The sequence below is a fragment of the Diaphorobacter limosus genome (assembly GCF_033100095.1).
Lineage (GTDB): Bacteria > Pseudomonadota > Gammaproteobacteria > Burkholderiales > Burkholderiaceae_C > Alicycliphilus > Alicycliphilus limosus.
Map to the genome: position 1 here is coordinate 2840823 of NZ_CP136921.1, position 24708 is coordinate 2865530.

General features: G+C 67.4%; 28 protein-coding genes. 13 read left to right on the forward strand and 15 right to left on the reverse strand.

The genetic code is table 11. The features are described from left to right. Positions 1 to 14 precede the first annotated feature (14 nt). Positions 15 to 839 carry an orotidine-5'-phosphate decarboxylase gene (gene pyrF, locus P4826_RS13675; protein WP_317700933.1) on the reverse strand — a complete coding sequence of 275 codons (825 nt, stop codon included), beginning with the start codon at positions 837 to 839 and terminating at the stop codon, positions 15 to 17. A gap of 90 nt (positions 840 to 929) precedes the next feature. On the opposite strand from pyrF, the gene P4826_RS13680 reads away from it, so the two are divergent. Both P4826_RS13680 and P4826_RS13685 read left to right on the forward strand, forming a co-directional pair. Further along, complete coding sequence (locus P4826_RS13680) at positions 930 to 1898, forward strand: glycosyltransferase family 32 protein (RefSeq protein ID WP_317700934.1); 969 nt, start codon at positions 930 to 932, stop codon at positions 1896 to 1898. Positions 1899 to 1903: 5 nt separating this feature from the next. Next, the gene (locus tag P4826_RS13685; RefSeq protein ID WP_317700935.1) at positions 1904 to 2782 is read left to right on the forward strand and encodes a DMT family transporter; all 879 of its coding nucleotides are present in this window, start codon (positions 1904 to 1906) and stop codon (positions 2780 to 2782) included. A gap of 100 nt (positions 2783 to 2882) precedes the next feature. On the opposite strand, the gene P4826_RS13690 is transcribed toward P4826_RS13685, so the two are convergent. The 8 genes from P4826_RS13690 to def form a co-directional block, all read right to left on the reverse strand. Continuing rightward, on the reverse strand, positions 2883 to 3437 hold the full coding sequence (locus P4826_RS13690) for a FlgO family outer membrane protein (RefSeq protein WP_317700936.1): 555 nt from the start codon (positions 3435 to 3437) through the stop codon (positions 2883 to 2885). Then, positions 3434 to 4120 carry a hypothetical protein gene (locus tag P4826_RS13695; RefSeq protein ID WP_317700937.1) on the reverse strand — a complete coding sequence of 229 codons (687 nt, stop codon included), beginning with the start codon at positions 4118 to 4120 and terminating at the stop codon, positions 3434 to 3436. The genes P4826_RS13690 and P4826_RS13695 overlap by 4 nt, the downstream gene beginning before the upstream one ends. A gap of 179 nt (positions 4121 to 4299) precedes the next feature. After that, complete coding sequence (locus P4826_RS13700) at positions 4300 to 5493, reverse strand: phosphoglycerate kinase (RefSeq protein ID WP_317700938.1); 1194 nt, start codon at positions 5491 to 5493, stop codon at positions 4300 to 4302. 63 nt (positions 5494 to 5556) lie between these two features. Beyond that, complete coding sequence (locus P4826_RS13705; RefSeq protein WP_317700939.1) at positions 5557 to 5892, reverse strand: AzlD domain-containing protein; 336 nt, start codon at positions 5890 to 5892, stop codon at positions 5557 to 5559. Next, complete coding sequence (locus tag P4826_RS13710) at positions 5889 to 6653, reverse strand: AzlC family ABC transporter permease (protein WP_317700940.1); 765 nt, start codon at positions 6651 to 6653, stop codon at positions 5889 to 5891. Before P4826_RS13710 ends, P4826_RS13705 begins: the two co-directional genes overlap by 4 nt. Further along, positions 6650 to 7696, reverse strand: a complete 1047-nt coding sequence (fmt, locus tag P4826_RS13715; protein WP_317700941.1) for a methionyl-tRNA formyltransferase — start codon at positions 7694 to 7696, stop codon at positions 6650 to 6652. Before fmt ends, P4826_RS13710 begins: the two co-directional genes overlap by 4 nt. Positions 7697 to 7707: 11 nt before the next feature. Further along, positions 7708 to 8190 carry a hypothetical protein gene (locus P4826_RS13720; protein WP_317700942.1) on the reverse strand — a complete coding sequence of 161 codons (483 nt, stop codon included), beginning with the start codon at positions 8188 to 8190 and terminating at the stop codon, positions 7708 to 7710. Beyond that, positions 8187 to 8699, reverse strand: coding sequence for a peptide deformylase (def, locus tag P4826_RS13725; RefSeq protein WP_317700943.1), 513 nt, complete (start codon positions 8697 to 8699; stop codon positions 8187 to 8189). Before def ends, P4826_RS13720 begins: the two co-directional genes overlap by 4 nt. Positions 8700 to 8910: 211 nt before the next feature. On the opposite strand from def, the gene P4826_RS13730 reads away from it, so the two are divergent. Together P4826_RS13730 and dprA are read left to right on the forward strand one after the other, a co-directional pair. Beyond that, positions 8911 to 10107: a LysM peptidoglycan-binding domain-containing protein gene (locus P4826_RS13730; protein ID WP_317700944.1), complete on the forward strand. Its 1197-nt coding sequence runs from the start codon at positions 8911 to 8913 to the stop codon at positions 10105 to 10107. Between the two features lie 29 nt (positions 10108 to 10136). Further along, positions 10137 to 11279: a DNA-processing protein DprA gene (gene dprA / locus P4826_RS13735; RefSeq protein WP_317700945.1), complete on the forward strand. Its 1143-nt coding sequence runs from the start codon at positions 10137 to 10139 to the stop codon at positions 11277 to 11279. Positions 11280 to 11379: 100 nt separating this feature from the next. Here the strand turns inward: dprA and argC are convergent, their stop codons facing one another. Continuing rightward, positions 11380 to 12312 (reverse strand): N-acetyl-gamma-glutamyl-phosphate reductase, encoded by a 933-nt coding sequence (argC, locus tag P4826_RS13740; protein WP_317700946.1) that lies wholly within the window; start codon positions 12310 to 12312, stop codon positions 11380 to 11382. A gap of 172 nt (positions 12313 to 12484) precedes the next feature. Between argC and sucC the strand changes: the two genes are divergently transcribed. The 5 genes from sucC to P4826_RS13765 all read left to right on the forward strand — a co-directional run bounded on the left by sucC (position 12485) and on the right by P4826_RS13765 (position 17190). Then, entirely contained in the window at positions 12485 to 13645 is a 1161-nt protein-coding gene (sucC, locus tag P4826_RS13745) for an ADP-forming succinate--CoA ligase subunit beta (protein ID WP_317700947.1), read from the forward strand. 17 nt (positions 13646 to 13662) lie between these two features. Further along, the gene (sucD, locus tag P4826_RS13750; RefSeq protein WP_317700948.1) at positions 13663 to 14556 is read left to right on the forward strand and encodes a succinate--CoA ligase subunit alpha; all 894 of its coding nucleotides are present in this window, start codon (positions 13663 to 13665) and stop codon (positions 14554 to 14556) included. A 305-nt stretch (positions 14557 to 14861) separates the two neighbouring features. Next, the gene (locus P4826_RS13755; RefSeq protein WP_317700949.1) at positions 14862 to 15680 is read left to right on the forward strand and encodes a PP2C family protein-serine/threonine phosphatase; all 819 of its coding nucleotides are present in this window, start codon (positions 14862 to 14864) and stop codon (positions 15678 to 15680) included. Between the two features lie 57 nt (positions 15681 to 15737). Beyond that, entirely contained in the window at positions 15738 to 16373 is a 636-nt protein-coding gene (locus tag P4826_RS13760) for an FHA domain-containing protein (RefSeq protein WP_317700950.1), read from the forward strand. A gap of 28 nt (positions 16374 to 16401) precedes the next feature. Next, positions 16402 to 17190: an MBL fold metallo-hydrolase gene (locus tag P4826_RS13765; RefSeq protein WP_317700951.1), complete on the forward strand. Its 789-nt coding sequence runs from the start codon at positions 16402 to 16404 to the stop codon at positions 17188 to 17190. Between the two features lie 16 nt (positions 17191 to 17206). Here P4826_RS13765 and moaC read toward each other — a convergent pair whose 3' ends face one another. Next, positions 17207 to 17692: a cyclic pyranopterin monophosphate synthase MoaC gene (moaC, locus tag P4826_RS13770; RefSeq protein WP_317700952.1), complete on the reverse strand. Its 486-nt coding sequence runs from the start codon at positions 17690 to 17692 to the stop codon at positions 17207 to 17209. Positions 17693 to 17885: 193 nt separating this feature from the next. Between moaC and P4826_RS13775 the strand changes: the two genes are divergently transcribed. After that, on the forward strand, positions 17886 to 19355 hold the full coding sequence (locus tag P4826_RS13775) for a M48 family metalloprotease (protein ID WP_317700953.1): 1470 nt from the start codon (positions 17886 to 17888) through the stop codon (positions 19353 to 19355). Here P4826_RS13775 and P4826_RS13780 read toward each other — a convergent pair. Together P4826_RS13780 and P4826_RS13785 are read right to left on the reverse strand one after the other, a co-directional pair. Further along, the gene (locus P4826_RS13780; protein ID WP_317700954.1) at positions 19323 to 19679 is read right to left on the reverse strand and encodes a phage holin family protein; all 357 of its coding nucleotides are present in this window, start codon (positions 19677 to 19679) and stop codon (positions 19323 to 19325) included. The genes P4826_RS13775 and P4826_RS13780 overlap by 33 nt on opposite strands. Then, the gene (locus P4826_RS13785) at positions 19679 to 20443 is read right to left on the reverse strand and encodes a TerC family protein (RefSeq protein WP_317700955.1); all 765 of its coding nucleotides are present in this window, start codon (positions 20441 to 20443) and stop codon (positions 19679 to 19681) included. Before P4826_RS13785 ends, P4826_RS13780 begins: the two co-directional genes overlap by 1 nt. Before the next feature lie 424 nt (positions 20444 to 20867). On the opposite strand from P4826_RS13785, the gene P4826_RS13790 reads away from it, so the two are divergent. Both P4826_RS13790 and P4826_RS13795 read left to right on the forward strand, forming a co-directional pair. Beyond that, the gene (locus tag P4826_RS13790) at positions 20868 to 21278 is read left to right on the forward strand and encodes a DUF3717 domain-containing protein (protein WP_317700956.1); all 411 of its coding nucleotides are present in this window, start codon (positions 20868 to 20870) and stop codon (positions 21276 to 21278) included. A 39-nt stretch (positions 21279 to 21317) separates the two neighbouring features. Next, complete coding sequence (locus P4826_RS13795) at positions 21318 to 21623, forward strand: putative signal transducing protein (protein WP_317700957.1); 306 nt, start codon at positions 21318 to 21320, stop codon at positions 21621 to 21623. Between the two features lie 7 nt (positions 21624 to 21630). Here the strand turns inward: P4826_RS13795 and P4826_RS13800 are convergent, their stop codons facing one another. Continuing rightward, positions 21631 to 22191 (reverse strand): YaeQ family protein, encoded by a 561-nt coding sequence (locus P4826_RS13800; RefSeq protein WP_317700958.1) that lies wholly within the window; start codon positions 22189 to 22191, stop codon positions 21631 to 21633. 71 nt (positions 22192 to 22262) lie between these two features. Then, on the reverse strand, positions 22263 to 23642 hold the full coding sequence (gene purB, locus P4826_RS13805; protein ID WP_317700959.1) for an adenylosuccinate lyase: 1380 nt from the start codon (positions 23640 to 23642) through the stop codon (positions 22263 to 22265). Between the two features lie 105 nt (positions 23643 to 23747). On the opposite strand from purB, the gene P4826_RS13810 reads away from it, so the two are divergent. Further along, complete coding sequence (locus P4826_RS13810) at positions 23748 to 24362, forward strand: glutathione S-transferase N-terminal domain-containing protein (protein WP_317700960.1); 615 nt, start codon at positions 23748 to 23750, stop codon at positions 24360 to 24362. The last annotated feature ends 346 nt before the right edge of the window (positions 24363 to 24708 follow it).

Genomic DNA, 24708 nt, shown 5'->3' on the forward strand with positions numbered 1-24708 from the left:
GGTGGTGACAGAAATCAGCTGCGGGCGGCGTTGAGCGTGGCGCGCGTGGCCTGGGCGGCGGCGCGCGCGGCGGCGGCGTAGTCGGCCCCGCCCGAGGCGTAGAGCACGGCGCGTGAGGAGTTGACGATGATGGTGCCGCGCTCGGTGAGGCCGGCGCGCACCGTGGCCGCCGCGTCGCCGCCCTGGGCGCCGACACCGGGGATGAGCAGCGGCAGCGTGGGTGCGATGGCGCGCACGCGTGCGATCTCATCCGGGTAGGTGGCGCCCACCACCAGGCCGAGCTGGCCGTTCCTGTTCCAGGGGCCCTGGGCCAGGCGCGCCACATGCTCGTACAGCAGCGGCTGGCCTTCGACGCTGGCCAGCCGTTGGGCCTGCAGGTCGTCGCCGCCGGGGTTGGAGGTGCGGCACAGCAGAAAGGCGCCCTTGCCCTGGTACTGCAGGTAGGGCAAAACCGAATCAAAGCCCATGAAGGGCGACAGGGTCACGGCGTCGGCGCCGTAGCGTTCGAAGGCCTCGACCGCGTACTGCTCGGCGGTGGAGCCTATGTCGCCGCGCTTGGCGTCCAGGATCACCGGCACATGGGGGGCGTTGGCGCGCATGTGCTGCATCAGGCGCTCGAGCTGGTCCTCGGCGCCGTGCGCGGCGAAGTAGGCGATCTGCGGCTTGAAGGCGCACACCAGGTCGGCCGTGGCGTCCACGATGGCGGCGCAGAAGTCGTAGATGCGGTGGGCGTCGCCGCGCAGTTGGTCGGGAAAGCGCGTGGGCTCCGGATCCAGGCCCACGCACAGCAGGGAGTCGTTGCGCGCGGTGGCGTCGCGCAGCATGTCGAGGAAGGTCATGGGCGACGATTCTAGGACGGCGCAGGCGACAATCGCCTGCCGGCCGCGGCCGTCTGTGTTGTCCGCCGCTCCACCCCTCCCTGTGTCTTCATGTCCAACCTTGTGCCCTCCGGCGCGCTGCGCGCCGTCCTCCAGTTGCTGGCTCTGCTGCGCCCCGCCAGCGCGGCTGCGTATCGCGGCCCGGTGCAACCCCGGGTGTTCAGCGGGCCCGGCCCGGCCGCCGGGGCCGACGCGGGCTGCGCCCCCATTCCGCGGCGCATCTGGAGCTACTGGAACGGCGCCGTGCTCGACCCCGTGGTGCAGCAGTGCATGGACAACTGGCGGCTGCAGTGCCCGGACTACCGCATCGACGTGCTGAATGCCGACAACCTCGAGCGCTTCGTGGCCCCCGGCGACCTGCCGCCGGACTTTGCAAGGCTGGCTCCGCCCAAGCAGGCCGACTGGCTGCGGCTGTACCTGGTGCGCCACCATGGGGGGTTCTGGCTCGACGCGTCCATCGTGCTCACCCAGTCGCTCGATTGGCTGCGCGATCTGCAGCAGGCGCAGCGCAGCGAGTTTGCAGGTTTCTTCCTGCGGGGCTTTACCCATGACGAACGCTGGCCGGTGGTGGAAAGCTGGGCCTTTGGCGCCCCGGCGCATGCGCCGTTCGTGACGGCGTGGCAGCAGGAGTTCCACCACGCGCTGATCGAACGCGGCACGGGCGACTACCTGGCGGCCCTGCAGGCGCAGCCGATGGGCGCGGCCGTGCTGCAGGGGATTGCAGACCCTGAATACCTGCTCATCCATGTGGCCGCCCAGCAGGTGCTGCGCCGCGACAACGGCTATCGCCTGGCGCTGCTGTGCGCCGAGGACACGGCCTACTACTACCAGCACGCCTTGTACTGGAAGTGGTATCTGCTCTACCCGCGCCTGTGCCTGGCGCCCGCGCAGCCGGTGGTCGCGCCGCTGGTGAAGCTGCGCGGCGGCGAGCGGCGGCATTTCTCGGCCCTGCTGGCGCGCCACGGCGGTGCCCGACGGGGCAGCCTGTGGCAGCAGGCCTGCACGCCCGGGCCGGTGTAGCCGCCATGCCTTCCTTTTCGCGCCGTCAGCTGGTCGTCCTCGTGCTGTTGACCTTGGTCTGGGGCTTCAACTGGCCGGTGATGAAGGTCGGGGTGGAGCATTTCCCGCCGCTGTCGTTTCGCATGCTGTCCTTGTGGACGGGCCTGCCCATTCTTGCCCTGGTGATGCTGCGCCAGGGCCTGTCGTTTCGCATGCCGCGAGCCTATTGGGGGCGCTTGCTGCTGCTGGCGCTGACCAACATGGTGCTGTGGCATGCGCTCATGATCCTCGCCATGCCGTTGCTCTCCAGCGGCCGCGCGGCCATCCTGGGCTACACCATGCCCATCTTCTCGGCCGTGATCGGCGCGCTGGTTTTTGGCGATCGCCTGGCCGGGCGCGCGTGGGCTGGCGTCGGCGCGGCGTTGCTGGGCGTGCTGCTGCTGCTATGGCACGAGATTGGCGCGCTGGGCAGCCGCCCCGCCGGTGTGACGCTGATGCTGGTCTCCGCCGCCAGCTGGGCCCTGGGCACGCAGCTCTTGCGCCGGCTGCCCATACCGGTGCCGCTGCTCACGCTGTCGTTCTGGATGGTGGCGATCACCTGCGCTGCGCTCACCGTGCTGGCCGTGCTGTTCGAGCGCGGGCGCTGGCAGCCGCCCGACGCCCAGGCCCTGACCGCCATCGCCTACAACGGCCTGCTGGTGCTGGGCTTTGCGCAGACGGCCTGGTTTTTCTTGGTGCGCACCCTGCCGCCCGTGGCGTCCACGCTCAGCGTGATGCTGATTCCGGTGCTGGGCGTGTTCAGCGGCACGCTGTGGCTGGGCGAGCCGCTCAGCTGGCAGGACTGGGCCGCCGTGGGGCTGATGGTGCTGGCCATCGCATCGGTGCTGTGGCCGGGTAAAAAGTAATAAAAATGGCCGCTAGCGCCCGTTGGTAAAGCGTTTGCAGCTCCTATTTGTATAGTAAAAGCCCCGCCGTAGCGAGGCCTGGGGCTGGCGCTGGCGGGCTTCAGCGCGGCTGCACCAGCAGGCGCTGCACGTCGCGGTCGTTGGGCAGGGCGTAGTCGTGGCCGCGGATGATGCGGCTGTCCTCGGTGCGCACCAGCTTCATGCTGACGTAGGTGAAACTGGCTGCGGGCGAGTAGGTGCCCACCAGCACCATGGAGGCGTTCTGGCTGCGCGCGATGCTCTTGATCTCGCGCGACAGCAGCAGCTCGCCTGCGCCTTCCTTGACGAATACCTCGCCGCGCAGCTTGATCTCCTTGACGTCGAAGCCGGTGGCGGCCATGGCGTTGGCGTATTGCTCCGACAGGGTGCGCCCCAGCGGTGCCGAGTGGCTCATGTCGTTGACGTTGACCACGGTAGCCACCAGCACCGGCCCGGGCCCGGTGGCCGCCACGTCCAGGTTGGCGACCAGCTGGGCGACGGCATCACGGCTGCTTTGCAGCAGCGGGGCGTTCAGGGCTTCCTGGTAGGTGGGCTCGACGCGCAGTTTCTGGGGCTGCTGGGCGCAACCGACGGCGAACAGGGCGGCGACCAGGGGGAGTGCGAGTGCGTGCTTCATTGCGAGGCCACCTTCATGTTGATGGCGCGGTAGTGCGCAGAGCGCATGAACAAGGGTGTGTCGGCGTTTTCAAGGTAGTACACGTCGGTTTTGCGAGCCACGTACTGGCCGGCGCGCGTCACGGTGGTGGTGAGGATGAGCTCGGTATTCGTCGGGCCGCCCGAGTTGACGCTGTTGACGTAGTCGGCAGCGCCGGTCAGGCCCAGTGTGCCCAGCAGCTTGGCATCCAGGTGTTCGTGGCGCAGGCCATAGGCGGCCATCACGCCTGCGGCCAGTATGGTGAATTGGCCGGGGATGAAATGCGGCCGGTCGCTGTTGTGGCGCACCAGCTGGGTGTTGTAGGTCACCTCCAGCACCGCGCCGGGGTGTTGATGCACCGTGGCGCCGTCTTGCACGAGCTCGGTGATCAGGAAGTCACGAAAACCCATGTCAAATGCGCTGGGCTGGGTGGGCGCCACTACATGCAGCGGTGTGTCCGGGGCGTAACCCGCCTTTTGCAGGGTGGTGCGGGTTTGCGCCACCACGTCGCGTGACAGCAGCTCCCAATGCCCGGCCGAACGCACCTTGTACTGGCTTGTCCGTTCGAAATTTTGCGCCAGCGGAATCGGCGCGCTGCCGCAGCCCGCCAGCGCAATGACCGCGCCGGCTGCGACAGACCACCCGAGTGCTTTGATGAATGACATGGTTCCCTCCTGAATTGGTCATGGCTGCAGGACACAAATGTTTGTGCTGCACACATTTGGGAACGATTCTGAATCGGGTAGCAGCCAAAAACAAGGGGCTTGGCGTTTTTCGTCGGGCCGGGGGGGAATAGTGTTGTTTGCCCGCAAGCGCCGCATGCCGCGGCGCGTGCCGGTGCCACTCAACCTGTGGCGCGTTTTTGCAGGATCTCGAAGGCCGGCAGCTGCTTGCCCTCCAGTACCTCCAGGAAGGCGCCGCCGCCGGTGGAGATATAGCCCACATCCTGGGTGATGCCGTACTTGGCGATGGCCGCCAGGGTGTCGCCGCCGCCGGCGATGCTGAAGGCGCTCGATTGCGCGATGGCCTCGGCGATGGCCTTGGTGCCGCCGGCGAACTGGTCGAACTCAAACACCCCTACCGGGCCGTTCCAGACGATGGTGCCCGCGGCCTTGAGCTGCGCCGCCAGGCGCGCCGCGGTCTCGGGGCCAATGTCCAGGATCAGGTCGTCCGCGGCGACTTCCGTGGCTTTTTTCACCGTGGCGGGCGCATCAGCGGCAAAGGCCTTGGCGCACACCACGTCGGTGGGGATCGGCACCTCGGCGCCGCGCGCGGCCATGGCGGCGATCACCGCCCTGGCCTCGCCCAGCAGGTCGGGTTCGGCCAGGCTCTTGCCAATGGGCAGGCCGGCGGCCAGCATGAAGGTGTTGGCAATGCCGCCGCCAACGATCAGGCCGTCCACCTTGCTGGCCAGGCTTTGCAGGATGGTCAGCTTGGTCGAGACCTTGGAGCCGGCGACGATGGCCACCAGCGGGCGCTTCGGGTTGGCCAGGGCCGTTTGGATGGCGTCGATCTCGGCCGCCAGCAGCGGGCCGGCGCAGGCCGTCCTGGCGTATTCGGCGATGCCGTAAGTCGTGCCCTCGGCGCGGTGGGCGGTGCCGAAGGCGTCGTTGACGTAGATGTCGCACAGGGCGGCCATCTTGCGCGCCAGATCCGGGTTGTTCTTCTTTTCGCCGACATTGACGCGGCAGTTCTCCAGCAGCACCACCTGGCCGGGTTGCACCTGCACGCCATCGACCCAGTCGGCAACCAGCGGCACTTCGCGGCCGAGCAGCTCGGCCAGGCGCCTGGCGACGGGCGCCAGCGAGTCCTCGGGCTTGAACTGCCCCTCGGTCGGGCGGCCCAGGTGGCTGGTGACCATGACGGCGGCGCCGGCATCCAGCGCCATCTGAATGCAGGGCACGGAGGCGCGGATGCGCGTGTCCTCGGTGATGCGGCCGGCGTCGTCCTGCGGCACGTTCAGGTCGGCACGGATGAACACGCGCTGGCCGCGGGCCTGGCCGTTGGCGCAAAGGTCGGAGAAGCGAAGGATATGCATGGCTGGTTGTGGCGGGAATGGAAATCGCGCCGCATTGTAGGCGGCGTGGTAACCGCCTTGTAACTACCAGCCCAGGCCGATATGCAGCGGCAGATACACCGCCATGCCGACCACGATGGTGCCCAGGATGCCGCGGCGCCAGAAGTAGTAGGCGCTGGCACACAGCACGGCCGGCAGGCGGGCGTCTGCCAGGGTCTTGATCAGTGCGCCCTGGCTCATCACCAGCTCGGGCGCGATGACGGCGGCCAGTGCCGCCAGCGGAGCGTACTTCAGGCCGCGGCGCAGCCAGTCGGGCAGGGGCAGATCGCGCTCGGGGAGCATGAAGAAGGCGCGCGTGACCAGGGTGATGAGCACCAGGCCCAGGACGGCGAGGATGGGCTCCAGCCACTGGCCGTTCATGCGTCGCCCTCGTCATCGCCGCCGCGTGCCAGGCGTATCCGGGCGCGGCGCAATGCGCGCTCGCCCGACTCCATGGCCAGGCCGGCGGCCACGGCCGCGGCGATCGCCACCAGAATGTTGAGCTTGAGCGGCAGCGCAAACGCGGCCACGGCCGCCGAGCCGGCCACGGCCGTGGCCAGCCAGCTGGAGCGCTCGCCCAGCATGGACAGCAGGATGCCCAGCAGCGCCAGCACCCCGGCAAAGCCCAGGCCCCAGGACAGCGGGATGGCATTGGCCAGGATGATGCCGGCCACCGACGGTATCTGCCAGGCCAGCCAGTTGGTCGTGGCCGCGCCCCAGAAGTAGGGCAGCTGTGTCGCCTCGGGCTCGGGCCTGGGGTAGCGCTTCATGAAGGACACAAAGATCACATCGCCGCTGAAATAGCCCAGCGCCATGCGCCGGCGCCGCGGCAGGTGGGCGAAATAGCTGCGCCACATGCTGCTGAAGATCACGAAGCGCAGGTTCACGCAGCTGGCCGTGAGCCAGATCACCCACAGCGGCGCCCCGGCCGCCATCAGCGGCAGCACCGCCAGCTGGGCGCTGCCGGCATACACGGTGAGCGACATGAACAGCGCCAGCGGTGTGGACATGCCGCCCTTGACCATGGCCACCCCCGTCACCAGACCCCAGGCGCCCACGCCCAGGCCGGCGCCCAGCATGTCGCTGGCGCCCTGGCGGAAGGACGGGTCGCGCAGCTGGGCGCGCAGGGCGGGCAGGTTCATGCGCCGAGCACCATGCCCGGCGCAAGGGCAAAGCCGCGCAGAAAGTCTGCGGCCGGCAGGCGTTTGCCGCCGGCGCGCTGCAGCCGGGTCAGGCGCAGCACATCGCCCGCGCCGCAGGCCACGGTGATACCGTTATTGTCTATATGCAAAATCTGGCCGTAACGCAAGTCTGACGGGCGCTGACAGCTATCAATTTCACAGTTCCACACCTTGATGACTTCAGCCCCGAGCTGGGTGCTGGCGCCCGGAAAGGGGTCGAAGGCGCGCACGCGCCGGGCGATCACCTCGGCGCTCTGGCTCCAGTCGATCAGGCTCTCGGCCTTGTCTATCTTGTGCGCGTAGGTGATGCCTTCGGCCGGCTGCGGCGTGGCCACCAGGCCGCCGTTCGCCGCCTGGCGCAGCGCCTGCACGATGAGCCGCCCGCCCATGTCGGCCAGCCGGTCGTGCAGCAGGGCCTGGGTGTCGGCGGGCGCGATGGCGGTTGCCTCGCACAGCAGCATGTCGCCCGTGTCCAGGCCGGCATCCATCTGCATGATGGTCACGCCGGTCTCGGCGTCGCCGGCCTCGATGGCGCGGTGGATGGGCGCGGCGCCGCGCCAGCGCGGCAGCAGGCTGGCGTGGATGTTCAAACACCCCAGGCCTTGGGCCCCCACGCTCCCCGCTGCGCGTGGTTCGCTGCCCCCCAGGGGGGCCTTCGCGCCTTCGGGCGGCCGTGCGGCGCTCATGGCGTCCAGCACCCATTGCGGCAGGATCAACCCATAGGCGGCGACCACCATCACGTCGGCCTGGGCGGCCGCAATGGCGGCCTGGGCTGCGGCGGCGTCCTCGGGGTATTTGCCGTCCAGGCGCAGGCTGCGCGGCTGGGCCACGGCAATGCCATGCTCCAGCGCGCATTGCTTGACGGGCGAGGCCTGCAGCTTCATGCCGCGGCCGGCCGGGCGGTCGGGCTGGCTCAGCACCAGGGGCACGGTAAAACCCGCGGCCAGCAAATGCTCCAGGGCCACGCGCGCGAATTCGGGCGTGCCGGCAAAAATGACTCTCATGCGGCAGGTATTCAGTGAGGGGGGTCGAGATCGCGCAGGCGCTCGTCGGTGAACATCACGCGACGCACCACGCCCGCCGGGTCGATGTGCACATGGGCCTGGCGCGGCGCGCCATTGTCCAGAATGCGGTAGGTCCAGATGGGGCCGTCAAAGCTGGCCACCCGCTCCAGCAGCGCCGGCGGGCCGAACCTGCGGCGCACGCTGTCTTGCGTGTCCAGCCCATTGCGCAGCGCCTGGAAGTTCTCCAGTGTCAGCACCTGGGTGACGCGCACCAGGCGTTGGCTGGCGTCAAAGTCCATGTGATAGACCTGCTGGCCCGCCGGCTGGCGGCTGTACACCAGGCGTTGGCCACCACTCTCCAGCGGCTCGGCCAGCGTGGGGCGGCCCATGGTGCGTTCAATGTCTGCCAAGGGCGTGCCGGGCTTTTGCCATTCGGGCACGGCGCAGGCGGCCAGTGCCAGGGCCAGCAGCGGGGCCGCCGCAAGCCGGCTCATGCGCGTGCGGCCTGTTTCTGCTGCTTGAGCAGCTTGGTTTTGATGCGGGTGCGTTTGAGCGGCGAGAGGTATTCCACGAACACCTTGCCCAGCAGATGGTCCATCTCGTGCTGCACGCACACGGCGAGCAGATCCTCGGCCTCGATCACGCGCGTCTGGCCGTCACGATCGAGCGCGCGCACATGCACGGCCAGCGCGCGCTCCACGCCGTCGTAGATGCCGGGCACCGACAGGCAGCCCTCGTCGCCCATGCGCGTCTCGTCGCTGGCCCACACGATCTCGGGGTTGATCAGCACCAGCGGCTGGTCGCGCTCTTCAGAGACATCGATGACGACGATGCGCTCGTGCACGTCCACCTGGGTGGCCGCCAGGCCTATGCCGCTGGCGTCGTACATGGTGGCGAACATGTCATCGACGATGGCGCGCACGCGCTCATCGACCACCGCCACGGGCTGCGCGATCTTGTGCAAACGCGGGTCGGGGTAGCAAAGAATGGGAAGAATGGCCATGGCTGGGAGCTTGATATGTCGCTATTTTCGCCACTTTGAGCGTGTGATGCAGGCGCTGCTCGCAATAATCGTTGCCCATTCAAGGGCTAGCGCAGAAAATCTCAAATCGTTTTTAAAGTATCTGCGGCCGTTTCTTTTGTAAAAAAATTAACCATGTCGCCCGTGCAGTGAGAGGGGGCATCTGCCAATGCATGACCAGACCAATCCAAATATGACGGCTTCGGGCTTCGCGCGCGCGGCTGCGCTCGGCGTCCTGGCCGCGGCCACTTTGCTGGCGCCGGCGGCCCAGGCACAGAACTACCCCGTCACGCCTGGCCAGCGCGCCACCGCGCAGCAGGTGGCAGCGCGTGGCGTGCCCCTGGCCGAGCTGGCGCCCAACGCGCCCGACACCTATGTGATCCGGCGCGGCGACACGCTGTGGGGCATCTCGGGCATGTACCTGAAGCGACCCTGGCGCTGGCCCGAGCTGTGGGGCATGAACCTGCAGGCCATCGCCAACCCGCACCTGATCTACCCCGGCCAGACCCTGTACCTGGAAAAGGCCGATGGCCATGCACGCCTGAGCACCAGTCGCGGCGGCGCCGGCGAGACCGTGCGCCTGTCGCCACGCACGCGCCACGACAGCCTGGCCGGCATGGCCCTGCCGACGCTGAAGATGCACCTGATCGAGCCCTTCCTGGTGCAGCCGCTGGTGGTGGATGAGCTGACGCTGACCCAGGCGCCGCGCATCGTGGCCACGCGCGACGAGCGCGTGATCATGGGCAATGGCGACCGCGCCTATGTCCGCGGCCCGCAGGGCAGCCCGCTGGAGATGACGCCCGAGGTGCCGCGCCAGTACCGCGTGTTCCGCAACGCCCTGCCGCTGAAGGACCCGAACACCGGCGAGGTGCTGGGCTACGAGGCACAGTATGTCGGCCGCGCCGAGCTGGTGCGCGGCGAGTCGCTGGAGCAGTCCGCCGGCACCAAGGGCGAGATGCGCACCGACATCGTGCCCGCCACGGTCGATTTGTCGGGCGTGAAGGAAGAAGCGCGCCTTGGCGACCGCCTGCTGCCCGCGCCTCCGCGCAGCTTTGACAATTACGCACCGCATGCGCCCGAGGCGCCGGTGGAGGCCAGCGTGGTGTCCATCTACGGCGGCGTCGCGGCGGGCAATGCCGGGCCGAACCAGGTCATCGCCATCAACCGCGGCACCGACGACGGCATGCAGGCCGGCCATGTGCTGCAACTGCGCACCGGCGGCCTGCGCATCAAGGACAAGACCGACGAGCAGCGCGCCGAGATCCGCCTGCCCAGCGAGGACAACGGACTGGCCATGGTGTTCCTGACCTTCGAGCGCGTGTCCTATGCACTCATCCTGCAGGCGCAGCGCGGCGTGGTCGTGGGCGACCGGCTGGTCAACCCCGAGTAGGCGCGGGCCGCGGCGCCGAGTTTCAGGCCATGCAGCGCGACGAACTCGCCGCCTGGCTGCGCCTCGCCCTCACGCCCGGCGTGGGCAACGGCGCGGCGCGGCGCCTGCTGGCGGCCTTCGGCCTGCCGGCCGACATTTTTGCCCAGAGCGAAGCCGCCTGGCAGACCTGCGTCACGCCCGCCCAGGCACGCGCCCTGGCCGCCGTCCCCGAGGAGCTGGAGGCCCTGCTGCAGACCACCTGGCAATGGCTGCAGGCCGAGGGCGAGCCGGCGCGCGCCATCGTCACCCTGGGCGATGCCGCCTATCCCCCGGCCCTGCTGGCCACCGAAGACCCGCCACTGCTGCTGTACCTGCTGGGCGCGCCGCGCTTCGTGCATGGCGCCGGGCCATTTGCGCCGCCGCGCTGCCTGGCCATGGTGGGCAGCCGCAACCCCACGGCCCAGGGCGCCGAGCATGCGCGCCAGTTTGCGCGCGTGTTGCGCGCGGCGGGGCTGACCATCGTCTCCGGTCTGGCGCTGGGGGTGGATGCGGCGGCGCACGAGGGGGCGCTGCTGGATGCGCCCGACCCGGACACGCCGGCAACCATAGCCGTGGTCGGCACCGGGCTCGATCGCGTCTACCCGCGCGCCAACAAGGATCTGGCGCACCGCATCGCGCGCCATGGCCTGCTGGTCAGCGAGTACCCGCTGGGCACGCCGCCGCTGCCGGCCAACTTTCCCAAGCGCAACCGCATCATCTCCGGCCTGTCACAGGGCACGCTGGTGGTCGAGGCGGCGCTGCAGTCGGGCTCGCTGATCACCGCGCGCATGGCGGCCGAGCAGGGGCGCGAGGTGTTTGCCATCCCCGGCTCCATCCATGCGCCGCAGTCGCGCGGCTGCCATGCATTGCTGCGCCAGGGCGCCAAGCTGGTGGAGTCGGCCGAGGATGTGCTGGAGGAGCTGCGCCTGCCCGCCGCTGCGCCGGCGCCGGCGGGCGATGCGCCAGACGCCACCACGCCGGCGCAGCAGGAGGTGCTGCAGGCGCTGGGCTTTGACCCGCTGGGGCTGGACGCGCTGGTGGCGCGCACCGGGCTGGATGCCGCAACGTTGCAGGTGCGGCTGCTGGAGCTGGAGCTCGACGGCCGCGTGGCGCGCCTGCCGGGCGGCTTGTTTCAGCGCCTGGGCGCGGCCTGAATTGCTATAAAAACAGAAGCTATCAGCGATTGTTGTTAGCCATATTCATGCGAAACTTTGCCTGAATTCGCCAAATAGCAAGCGCAAAAAGCTATTCTTTTTATAGTTCCAGCATCAATTTGAGGTTTTGCACGGCGGCGCCGCTGGCGCCCTTGCCCAGGTTGTCCAGGCGCGCCACCAGCACGGCATGGTGATAGGCCTCATTGGCGAACACGCGCAGCTCCAGCTGGTTGCTGTCATTCAACGCCAGCGCGTCGAGCTTGCCGTCCTCGGTGGCCGGCAGCACCTTCACCCATTGCTCCGGGGTGTTGCTTTGCGCGTAGTGTGCGGCCAGTGCGTCGTGCAGGTCGGTGGCCTTAGGGCTGCCTGGCAGCAGATCCAGGTGCAGCGGCAGCTCCACCAGCATGCCCTGGCGGAAGTTGCCCACTGCGGGCACGAAGATGGGCCGGCGCGTCAGGCCCGTGTAGCGCATGATCTCCGGCAGATGCTTGTGCGCCAAGCCCAGGGCATAGAGCTCAAACGGGGCGGCCTGGCCGGCCTCGTAGGCTTCGATCATGCTGCGGCCACCGCCGGAGTATCCGCTCACCGAGGGCAGGGACAGCGCCTGGTCGGGGGCGATCAGACCGGCATCGACCAGCGGGCGCAGCAGGGCGATGGCGCCCGTGGCGTAGCAGCCCGGGTTGGCCACGCGCGTGGCGCCGCGCACGGCCTGCGCCTGGCCGGCGGCCAGCTCGGGAAAGCCGAACACCCAGCCCGGCGCCGTGCGGTGCGCGGTGGAGGCGTCGATGATCTTGATGGCCTTGCCGGTCTCCGCCGTGATGGCGTCCACCAGAGCGACGGTTTCGCGCGCGGCATCGTCGTGCAGGCACAGCACGACCAGATCCACGCCGGCGATCAGCTCGCGCTTGGCGCCGGCATCCTTGCGCCGTTCGGGCGCGATGCTGACCAGCTCCACCGCAGGCATGGCCTGCAGGCGTTCACGGATCTGCAGGCCGGTGGTGCCTGCCTCGCCATCGATAAAAACCTTGGGCATTGAAGAGCTCCTGCAAGGGCCGATTGGGGACTGCGGCCGGGGTGTAAGTTAACACCAAGCAATGGTGCATCGCAACATAATACAATTGCTGGCTGCCATTCCCGGGCATGCGGAAGTTTCTGCACATCGGCAGAGCGGGTACAAACACCATCCTTCCCCTGAGAGAGACCTCATGAAGATTCACGAATACCAAGGCAAGGAAATCTTGCGTAGTTTCGGCGTGCCCGTTCCGCGTGGCATTCCTGCGTTCACGGTGCAAGAGGCCGTGGAAGCCGCACAAAAGCTCGGCGGCCCCGTGTGGGTGGTCAAGGCCCAGATCCACGCCGGTGGCCGTGGCAAGGGCGGCGGCGTCAAGGTCGCCAAGAGCATTGACGACGTCAAGGCACTGGCCGGCCAGATTCTGGGCATGCAGCTGGTCACGCACCAGACCGGCCCCGAAGGCCAGAAGGTACGCCGCCTGTACATCGAAGACGGCGCCGACATCAAGAACGAACTCTACGTTTCGCTGGTCACCGACCGCGCCACGCAGAAGGTGGCGCTGATCGCCTCGTCCGAGGGCGGCATGGACATCGAGGAAGTGGCACACAGCACGCCCGAGAAGATCATCACCGAGATGATCGACCCGCTCACCGGCATCACCGAAGCCCAGTCGCGCAAGGTGGCGGCCGCCATCGGTTTGACCGGCGCCTCCATCGACCAGGCCGTGGATCTCTTTGCCAAGATCTACAAGTGCTACATGGACACGGATGCGTCCCTGGTGGAGATCAACCCGCTGAACTGCAACTCCAAGGGCGAACTGATGGCGCTGGACGCGAAGTTCAACTTTGACAGCAACGCGCTGTTCCGCCACCCCGAGATCGTCGCCCTGCGTGACCTGGACGAAGAAGACCCGGCCGAGGTCGAGGCTTCCAAGTTCGACCTGGCCTACATCAGCCTGGACGGCAACATCGGCTGCCTGGTCAACGGCGCCGGCCTGGCCATGGCCACCATGGACACCATCAAGCTGTTCGGCGGCGAGCCGGCCAACTTCCTGGACGTGGGCGGCGGCGCCACCCCCGAGAAGGTCACCGAAGCCTTCAAGATCATGCTCAAGAACCCCAAGGTCAAGGGCATCCTGGTCAACATCTTCGGCGGCATCATGAAGTGCGACACCATCGCCACCGGCGTCATCACCGCCTGCAAGGCCGTGAACCTGCAAGTGCCGCTGGTCGTGCGCATGAAGGGCACGAACGAAGAGCTGGGCAAGAAGATGCTGGCCGAATCCGGCCTGCCCATCATCAGCGCCGACACCATGGCCGAAGCGGCCACCGAGATCGTCAAAGCCGTCGCTTAAGGCCTGGAGAGAACAACATGTCCATCTACATCAATAAAGACACGAAGGTCATTACCCAGGGCATCACGGGCAAGACCGGCCAGTTCCACACCGAGAAGTGCCAGGAATACGCCAACGGCAAGAACTGCTTCGTCGCCGGCGTGAACCCGAAGAAGGCCGGTGAGTCCATCTTCAACATCCCGATCTACGCCAGCGTCAAGGAAGCCGCCACGCAAACCGGCGCCACCGTGTCGGTGATCTACGTGCCGCCGGCCGGTGCCGCCGCCGCCATCTGGGAAGCCGTCGAGGCCGACCTGGATCTGGCCATCTGCATCACCGAAGGCATCCCGGTGCGCGACATGCTGGAAGTGCGCAACAAGATGAAGGCCAAGGAGGCCGCTGGCGGCAAGCGCACGCTGCTGCTCGGCCCCAACTGCCCCGGCCTGATCACGCCCGACGAGATCAAGATCGGCATCATGCCCGGCCATATCCACAAGAAGGGCCGCATCGGCGTGGTCAGCCGCTCTGGCACGCTGACCTATGAAGCCGTGGCGCAGCTGACCGAGCTGGGCATTGGCCAGTCGTCGGCCGTGGGCATTGGCGGCGACCCGATCAACGGCCTCAAGCACATCGATGTGATGCGCGCCTTCAACGAAGACCCGGATACCGACGCCGTGATCATGATCGGCGAAATCGGCGGCCCCGACGAGGCCGAGGCCGCCCAGTGGTGCAAGGCCAACATGAAGAAGCCCATCGTTGGCTTCATCGCCGGCGTCACCGCCCCTCCCGGCAAGCGCATGGGCCACGCCGGCGCGCTGATCTCGGGCGGCGCCGACACGGCCGACGCCAAGCTGGCCATCATGGAAGAGTGTGGCTTCCACGTGACGCGCAACCCCTCGGAGATGGGCCGCATCCTCAAGAGCCTGCTGTGATGGCGTAGCGCCCAGGACAGTCCTGGGCGCTTGCCCGCTATCGACAACGCCAGCCCGAACACCGGGCTGGCGTTGTGCCTTCTGGCCTGGGCCATGCGTGACGCCGACAGCATGGCGCGGCGAATGCCCACATGCCGTGCAAAAAAAATGCCGGGCCATGCGCGCAAACAGCCGGCCTCAGTCTATGATCCACGCCTTGTGTAACATATTGCATCAGTTGGCAACATGATGGGCTTTGCGCAGACGGTCACGGCCAGGCAGAACGCCCGGGTTGTCCCCTTTCGCCATCGGTTTCGGGGGGCTTCATGAAGTCCTCGCGTCAGCTCGGCTACGAGTTCTTTGCGCTCACCGATACGGGGCGTGTGCGCTCCAACAATGAGGATGCCGTCGCCATTCATGAAGCCGCGCGGCTGGTGCTGCTGGCCGATGGCATGGGGGGCTACAGCGCCGGTGAGGTGGCGGCCGACATGGCCGTCAACCTGGTTGGCAGCGAGCTGGCGCAGTGGCTGGAGGACGCGCCCGAGCGCGTCTCGATGGCGGCGGTGCGCCAGGCCATGCTGGTCTGCGTGGAAAACGCCAACCAGGCCATTCTGGGGGCGGCATTGGCCAACCCGCAGTACCTGGGCATGGGCACCACGCTGGTGGTCGGCGTGTTTCGCGGCCATCGGCTCATCCTGGGTCATGTCGGCGACTCGCGCTGCTACCGCCTGCGTGGTGGCGAGCTGCGCCAGATCACGCGCGACCATTCCTGGCTGCAGGAGCAGATCGACCTGGGCCTGCTGACCCCCGCGCAGGCCGCGGTGTCGGGGCTGGGCAACCTGGTCACCCGGGCCCTGGGCGTGGATGGCGAGGCGCACGCTGAAATCAATGAATTTGCCGTGGAGCCGCAGGATTTGTTCATTCTGTGCTCCGATGGTCTGAGCGACATGGTGGGCGACGAAGGCCTGGCCGAGCTGGCGCTGCTGCCCATTGCCCTGCCCGACAAGGCAGCACGCATGGTGGCCATGGCCAATGACCGGGGTGGGCGCGATAACATCAGCGTCCTTTTGGCCCAAGCCGGCCCTGGCGGGGGCGGCGCAGCCAGCAAGCGCGGCCTGGTCTCGCGCCTGTTGCGTTCGCGCTAGGGTGGCGCCAGCGATACGGCACAATCGGAACCAGAACACCCAGGAGGAAAACGGATCATGCCGAAAATGGTCGTGGCTATCGACGGAGTCGTCATCAAGGAAGTCCCGCTCACGCAGGAACGCACGACCGTGGGCCGCAGGCCGTACAACGACGTGGTCATCGACAACCTGGCGGTCAGCGGTGAGCATGCGGTGTTCGTCCTGTCCGGCGACGATGTGCTGCTGCATGACCTGGGCAGCACCAACGGCACCTATGTCAACGGCAAGCCCGTCAAGCAGCAGACCCTGCGCAATGGCGATCTGGTGGAGATGGGCAAGTACAAGATCCGCTTCCTGCAAGACGCACCGGTGTCCGGCTACGACAAGGGCCTGGCCACCGGCCTGCAGGCGCCCTTGACCGGGCCGGCATCCATGCCTGCGCCCCTGACGGGCAGCGGCGGCATCGTGCGCGTGGTGACGGGGCCGGCGGCCGGGCGCGAAGTGGCGCTGACCAAGGTCGTCACCACCATAGGCAAGCCCGGCGTCGCCGTGGCCTCGATCACCAAGCGGCATCACAACTTCGTGCTGGCCCATGTGGATGGCGCGCAGCTGCCCCGGCTCAATGGCGCGATCATTGGCGCCGACCCCGTGGCGCTCAAGAGCGGCGATCGCATTGCGCTGGCCGGCGCCGAGATGGAGTTCGTGCAAGGCTGAGCATGCCGCAGCCTTGACAACCCGGCACATGCAAGTACGCATCCTCGGCTGCAGCGGTACGATCGCCAAGGGGTGCCGCACCACCTCGTTTCTGCTGGGCGAGCATGTCCTTGTCGACGCGGGTACCGGCGTGGGCCAGCTCACGCTGGAGGAAATGCAGCGCATCGACCATGTGTTCCTCACGCATTCGCACCTCGACCACATCGCCGCCCTGCCGCTGATGCTGGACGCGGTGGGCGCGAACCGCCGCCGGCCGCTGGAGGTGCACGCCTTGCCGCAGACCCTGGCGGCGCTGCACGCCCATGTCTTCAACGACGTGATCTGGCCCGATTTCACGCGCATTCCGTCGCCTGCCGCACCTTTCGTGCGGCTATCGCCCCTGGGCGTCGGCGATGTATTCGTCTGCGCCGGCATCCCGATGGAGGTGCTGCCCGCACGCCATAGCGTGCCCGCCGTGGGCTACGCCGCGCGTGGCGCTGTCGGTTGGTGGGTCTATAGCGGCGATACCCAGGGCAATGAGCCAGGATTCTGGCGCCGCGTGAACGCCCTGCACCAGGAGGGCGGCGGCGTGGCCGCACTGTTGATCGAGACCGCCTTCAGCAATGCCGAGGCCGATCTGGCCTGCAAGAGCCAGCATTTGTCGCCGGCAACCCTCATGCGGGAGCTGGCGGCCCTGCAGGGGGCCAAGCCGCCGCCCGTCTACATCACCCACACCAAGCCGCGCGAAGGCCGCCTCATCATGCACGAGGTGCAGGCGCTGGACCTGGGTGCGCTGCGGCCCGTGGATCTGCAGAGCGTGCAGATACTGCAGGTTTGAAGCTATCCCGGGGGCGTCAGGCCACAAAGCTGCCGGACTTGCCGCCATGCTTCTCCAGCACACGCATGTCGGTCATGCACATGCGTTTGTCCGCCGCCTTGCACATGTCGTAGATCGTCAGCAGGGCCACCTGCACGGCGGTCAGGGCCTCCATCTCCACCCCTGTGGGCCCCACGGTCTCGACGGTCGCGGTGCACTGCACGGCGTTGTCGGCGGTCAGAAGCCCGAACTCCACGGCCACGCGGGTCAGCGCCAGGGGGTGGCACAGCGGAATCAAGTCGCTGGTTTTCTTGGCAGCCATGATGGCGGCGATGCGCGCCACGCCGAGCACGTCGCCCTTTTTGGCCGTGCCGCTTGCTATCAGCGCCAGGGTGGCGGCCTGCATCGATATGCGGCCCGTGGCGACGGCCGTGCGGCGCGTGGCGGGCTTGGCCCCCACGTCCACCATATGGGCCTGGCCCTGGGCGTCGAAGTGGGTCAGCGGGGAGGAGGGTGTGGTCATGGCGGGCGGGTTTACAAAAGGGCGCGAAACATTCTCACGGCCGGGGCATCATACGGCCATGACCCGGCGGCCAGTCCGGTTCTCCAGACAGGGGAGTGGAGTGCGGAGTATCAAGCAAAAAAAGCCTTTTGCGCTTGCTGGAAGGGCGCTAGCAGCTGCTATTTTAATAGCATTCGGCGCAGGCCAGACACCTATGGCCATAGCACAGTCCGCGCTGCCCATGATGGGCGACGGCGCCGAGATGACGAGCAGCGCCGAGCGCAGGCTGGGTGACGGCATCATCCGCGAGCTGTATCGCGACCCGGACTACATCGACGACGCCGTACTGCAGGAGTATGTGCAGCAGCTGTTCAACCCCCTGGTGCAGGCTGCCAGGGCGCGCGGCGAGCTCTCGCCGGAGCTTGAGGAGCGCTTTGCCTGGGCGATCCTGCTCGGGCGCGACCGCACGGTGAACGCGTTTGCCCTGCCGGGCGGCTACTTTGGCGTGCACCTGGGCCTGATCGCCGTGGTCGGCACGCGCGACGAGCTGGCCTCGGTGCTGGCGCATGAACTCAGCCATGTGACGCAGCGCCATATCGCACGCCTGATGGCGCAGCAGGGCCGGCAGACGCCGCTGATGCTGGGAGCCATGATTCTGGGCGCCCTGGCCGCCAGCAAGAGCCCGGGTGCGGCCCAGGCGCTGATGGTGGGCGGACAGGCGCTGGCGGTGCAGAACCAACTCAACTTTTCACGCGACATGGAACGCGAGGCCGACCGCGTGGGCTTTGGCCTGATGCAGCCGGCCGGCTTTGCGCCCCAGGGCTTTGTGGCGATGTTCGACAAGCTGCAGCAGGCCAACCGGATCAACGACAACGGCAGCTGGCCCTATCTGCGCAGCCACCCGCTGACCACGCAGCGTATCGCCGACATGCACAGCCGCATTCCGCAGGATGCCACGCCGCTGGCCAGCGCCTCGCTGGAGCAACTGATGATGGCCGCGCGCGCGCGCGTGCTGATGCGCCCGGGTGTGGACACCTGGCGCCAATGGGTGGCCGAGCCGCAGGATGCCGGCTTCGCCGCCAGGCCCCGGCCCCAGCGCGTGGCAGCCTGGTATGCGGCCGCGCTCAGCGCCGTGCAGCTGGCCGACCCTGCGGCCGCGCGCCAGGCGCTGCGTGGCTTGCAGGGGGAGGTGGCGGGCGACGCCGCCGCCGCGCGCCAGGCGCGCCTGCTGGGGGCGGAGCTGGAACTGGCGGCCGGTGATGCGCCGGCGGCGCTGTCCTATCTCGAGGGCAGCCTGGCGCTGGCCGATGCCAGCCAGCCGGATGCGCCCAGGCGTCGGCCCGAACTGCTGCTGCGCACCCAGGCGCTGTTGCGCACCGGCTCTGCCGCAGGCATGACGGCGCCACTGCAGACCTGGCTGGCCACCCACCCGGGTGATGCCACGGCCTGGCAGGCCCTGGCCCAGGTGTGGCAGCAGCAGGGGCAGCCGCTGCGCGCGGTGCGCGCCGAAGCCGAGGCCCAGGTGGCGCGCTACGACTACGCCGCGGCCGTCGATCGCTTCAAGGCCGGGCAGGACCTGGCCAGGCGGGGCGGCGCGGCCAATGACCACATCGAGGCCTCGATCATTGACACGCGGCTGCGCGCCGTGCAGTCACTTCTGAAGGAACAGACCGCCGAGCGCTGACTCGATGACCAGCCCCAGCAGCGAGTAGATCAGCGAGCCGATCAGCGCCGCCGTGAAGCCATGCACCTGAAAACCGTCGCCCAGCACCGAGGCTGCGGCCCAGAACATCAGGGCGTTGATGACGAACAGGAACAGCCCGATGGTGACGATGGTGACCGGCAGCGTGAGGATCACCAGGATGGGTCGCAACACCACGTTGAACAGCCCGATCACGAAGGCCGCCCCCAGGGCGGCGCCAAAGCTGTGCACCTCGACGCCGCTGTAGACATAGGCCACGCACAGCAGCGCCGCAGCGCTGAGCAGCCATTTGAGCAGCAGCCGCATCAACCGTGCTGCGCCGAATCGGTGGCACCGCGGCGCGAGGTGATGAACTTGCCGATGGCCAGCACCAGCAGCGCGCCGGCGACATGGGCCGTCCAGTACAGGGTGCGCGAGATCTCGGCCATGCCGTTGCTGTCCACCGTGCCCAGCTTGGGCATCCATTGCCATTTGTCGGGGTTCACGAAGGCCGGGTCGGTGACCAGCATGCCGCCGGCGATCCAGCCCAGCAGCATGCCGCCGGCGGTGATGATCATCGGGAAGCGCTCCATCAGCTTGATCACCAGCTGGCTGCCCCAGACGATGATGGGAATCGAGATCAACAGACCCAGCACCACCAGCAGCGTGGAATGCTCGCCCGAGCTTTGCGCGGCGCCGGCGATGGCGATCACGTTGTCCACGCTCATCACCAGGTCGGCGACGATGATGGTCTTGATGGCGGCCAGCAGCTTGTCGCTTTCGGCCACATTGCCGTGGGCGTCCTCATCGGGCGCCAGCAGCTTCACGCCAATCCACACCAGCAGCAGCGCACCCACCACCTTCAGGAAGGGCAGGTTCAGCAGCGTCATCGCAAAGATGATGAGCACCACGCGCAGGACGATGGCGCCGGCCGTGCCCCAGATGATGCCCTTGGAGCGCTGGGCCGCCGGCAGCTTGCGGCAGGCCAGGGCGATCACCACCGCGTTGTCGCCGCCCAGCAGGATGTCGATGATGATGATCTGCCCCAGCGCGATCCAGAACGGCGTGTGGGTGAGAAAGTCCAAATCCATATGTCTTTACCTCGATGTCGAATGCCGGTTCGGGGGAACTCGGCGGCGTTCAAATACCGGGCAGCATGGAAAGCGTGGGGCAATCGCCTGCGTGCAAGCCTTGCCTGCTTGCAGAAAAACGGATGCGCTTTGAGCCAACCATGGGTGCCTGTGGCTCAAAGGTCTTGCTCGGCGATGGCGCTGGCCTTGCCTGACAGGCCGGAAGCACATGGCTTCGTATTGACGACCTGACATCCGTTTGCAGGCGGCCCTGACGCAAGGCCTTGTGCAAAACGGGGAACTACTCCCCCTTGAGGGGCGCCATTTGACCACAGTTTGGCGATTTGTGGGCAAGAACGTTGGGGGCCGGGCGGCATGTCGCACCAGGGTCGGGGCACTATCATGGCCGCCTTTTCGTGACCGCATCGTTGCCCGCTCACCGCGCATGACCACCATCCACATCACCGATATCGAGGCCGCCATCAACCATTGGCGTGCGTGCGCCTGGGCGCCCGATGGCGTGGCGCTGGCGCCCGAGCTCTCGGCCCTGGCCGAGGTCTACGGGCAGATGGTGTTCGCGCGTGCCGAGGAGATTGCGCCGGGGCAGTTGCCCGCAGCCGCCATGGCCGCGTGGCTGGCCTGGTACGAAACCCAGCCCGATACACCCTGCATCGCGATCTGCTCCACCAGCCAGGGCGATGATTGCTGCAAGGGCTGCGGCCGCAGCTTTGCCGAGGTGCAACATTGGCTGGAGCTGAGCCCCGCGGACAAGCGCGCCGTGTGGCGCCGTATCACGCGCGAGGGCCGCGCCCTGCGCTTTACGCGCTATGCCGAGCGCGCGGCGGCAGCAGGCTGAGGCTTTACGGCGCGGCGTCGCGCGGCTATCGTGGGGCGCATGCTGCGTCTGACCCAGGCCCCCGACATTGCCACGGCCATGCTGTGGAGCGATCTGCTGCGCGAGGCCGGCATGCCCGCCAGCGTGCAGCGCCAGCACCTGGGCGCGGCGGCCGGCCATTTGCCACCCGGTGAATGCCTGCCCGAGATCTGGCTGGCGCATGCGGAGCATGCCGATCCGGCCCGCGCCCTGCTGCGTGACTACGAGCGCCTGCCCCAGCGCCAGTGGGTCTGCCGCGCCTGTGGCGAGTCGATTGAGGGCGGTTTCGAGCAATGCTGGAACTGCGGCGCCCTGATGCCGCGCTGAAGCCGGGTTATTTCCAGCGCAGCGGCTCCACATGCACGCTGCCGCGCTCGCTGCTGAGCGTGAGCGCGCCCTCCTGCACCGTGGCCTGCAGCTGCATGCTGCGCTCGGCCAGGGCGGCGAGTTGCTGCGCGGCATCAGAGGGCACGCGCCAGACCTGCAGCTTGGGCAGGCGCGTGAGCTTCGGTTGGATGCCCTTCCACCACACATCCGCCGCATGGGCAAAGGCGTAGACCACCACCGCGTCGGCGCGGCTGCAGGCCTTGGACAGCGGCTTGTCCTCGGGCTGGCCGACCTCTATCCACAGGCGCTTGCGGCCCGTGAAGTCGGTCAGCGACACGTCCGGATCGTCGGGGTCGGACAGGCCGGCGCCAAAGGCCAGCTGGCCGTCGCCACGGCAGGTGTCCTGCAGCTCATGGGCCTGCAGCGCCAGGGCCAGCAGGCGCACCATCATGCGCTCGTCGGTCTCGCTGGGGTGGCGCGCCAGGGTCAGCTGGTGGTCGGCGTAGTAGCCATGGTCGATGTCGGCGATGGACAGATTCGCCTTGAAGATGGTGGACTTGAGGGCCATGAGGTTTCTCAAAAATGAGAGCTGCCCGCGCTTGACTGGCAAGGGCGGGCAGCTAAAAAGGCTGAAAAAAGTCAGACGCGTCTTGCCAGCTCGGTGGCCATGCCGATGTAGCTGGCCGGCGTCAGCGCCAGCAGGCGCTCCTTGTCCGCCTGGGGGATGTCCAGGCTGCGAATCAGCGCGTGCAGGGCCTCGGCGGTCACGCTCTTGCCGCGCGTGACCTCCTTGAGCTTTTCATAGGCGCCCGGCACGCCATAGCGGCGCATGACGGTCTGGATGGGCTCGGCCAGCACTTCCCAGCTGCTGTCCAGGTCGGCGTTCAGCGCTTCCTGGTTGAGCTCCAGCTTGTTCAGGCCGGTCATCAGCGAGCTGTAGGCCAGGGCCGCATAGCCCATGGCCACGCCGATGTTGCGCAGCACGGTGCTGTCGGTGAGGTCGCGCTGCCAGCGGCTGATGGGCAGCTTTTCCGCCAGATGGCGCAAGAGCGCGTTGGCCAGGCCCAGGTTGCCCTCGGCGTTCTCGAAGTCGATCGGGTTGACCTTGTGCGGCATGGTGCTGGACCCGATCTCGCCTTCCTTCAGCTTCTGCTTGAAGTAGGCCAGCGAGACATAACCCCAGATGTCGCGCGAGAGGTCGATCAATATGGTGTTGGCCCGCGCGATGGCGTCGAACAGCTCGGCCATGTAGTCATGTGGCTCGATCTGGATGCTGTAGGGCTGGAAGGTCAGGCCCAGGCCTTGCGGTTCGTGCGTTTCCACGACCTTCTGGCTGAAGGCCTCCCAGTCGAAGTCGGGCCAGGCCGACAGATGGGCGTTGTAGTTGCCCACGGCGCCGTTCATCTTGGCCAGGATCTTCACCGTGGTGATGCGCGCCGTGGCCGCCTGCAGGCGCATGACCACGTTGGCCAGCTCCTTGCCCACGGTGGTCGGGCTGGCCGTCTGGCCATGGGTGCGGCTGAGCATGGGCACCTGGGCATGCTGGTGCGCCATCTCGCGCAGCTTGGTGATGATGGCGTCCAGGCCAGGAACAATGACCTGGTCGCGCCCGGCGCGGATCTGCAGCGCGTGGCTGGTGTTGTTGATGTCTTCGCTGGTGCAGGCGAAATGCACGAACTCGGCGGCCTTCTCCAGCTCCGGGCGGCCGCCGAACTTGGACTTGATCCAGTACTCCACGGCCTTCACGTCGTGGTTGGTGGTCTTTTCTATCTCCTTGATGGCGGCCGTGTCGGCCTCGGAGAAGTTTTTCACCAGGCCCTGCAGGTAGGCGCGTGCGCCCGGGCTCAGCGGCTTGAACTCGTCAAACCCCGCGTCCGACAGCGCGATGAACCAGGCGACCTCCACCTGCACGCGGCGGTGCATGTAGCCATGCTCGCTCATGATGGGGCGCAGGGCGGTGAGTTTGGCGGCGTAGCGGCCGTCAAGCGGCGACAGGGCGGTAATCGTGGACAGACTCATGATGGCTGTGATTGTAGGTGCGCACCTGACACCGCGTTGACCGTGGGGCGCCTATAGAATGGGCCGCCCTGACACCAGCCGCCCGTCCGCGGCCGAACAACCATCATGAAGCTGATCGGATCCACCGCGAGTCCCTATGTGCGCAAGGTGCGCGTGGTGATGGCAGAGAAGAAGCTGGACTACCGTTTTCAGGAAGAAAACGTGTGGTCCGAGGAAACCGCCATCAGCACCGCCAACCCCCTGGGCAAGGTGCCCTGCCTGGTCATGGAGGGAGGCGAGGCGGTGTTCGATTCACGCGTCATCGTGGAATACCTGGACACGCTCTCGCCCGTGGGCAAGCTCATCCCTGGCACGGGGCGCGAGCGTGCCGAGGTCAAGACCTGGGAGGCCCTGGCCGATGGCGTGCTGGACGCCGGGGTGCTGGCACGGCTGGAGGCCACCTGGGCCGGACGCCAGGACGGCGAGCGCAGCCAGGCCTGGATGGCGCGCCAGCTGGGCAAGGTGCGCGCCGGCCTGCAGGCCATGAGCCAGGGCCTGGGCGACAAGCCGTATTGCAGCGGCATACACCTGAGCCTGTCGGATATTGCGGTCGGCTGCGCCCTGGGCTGGCTGGAGTTCCGCTTTCCGCAGATCGCCTGGCGCACCGATCACCCCAACCTGGCGCGGCTGATGGACAAGCTGATGCAGCGCCAGAGCTTCATCGACACCAAGCCGCACTGACCAGCACCGACCCCAAGAAAAAAGCGCGCCTTCCGAAGAGGAAGTGCGCGCTTTTTGCTGCAAAAAAATTGTTGCGAAGCGCCCCGAAACGAATGAAGAGAGGGAGGGAGGAGAAGCGCCCCAGGATTGCATCCAGGCACGGCCTGGAAGGCTTCGCAACAGTAAAAAAGATTCAATGATCGATGGGCCTGTCAACCACCTGTGCCAGTGAGAGTGAGGGCAAAGGCCGAAAGTTCCAGTCTTTTTAACAAAAAATTTAAAACTGTGGTGCCGCCGAAACGCTGCGCCGCGTGCGGAGTTCTCGCAGAACTGCACGCCGGTGGTGTTACTGTCTGTGTCTTGTGCA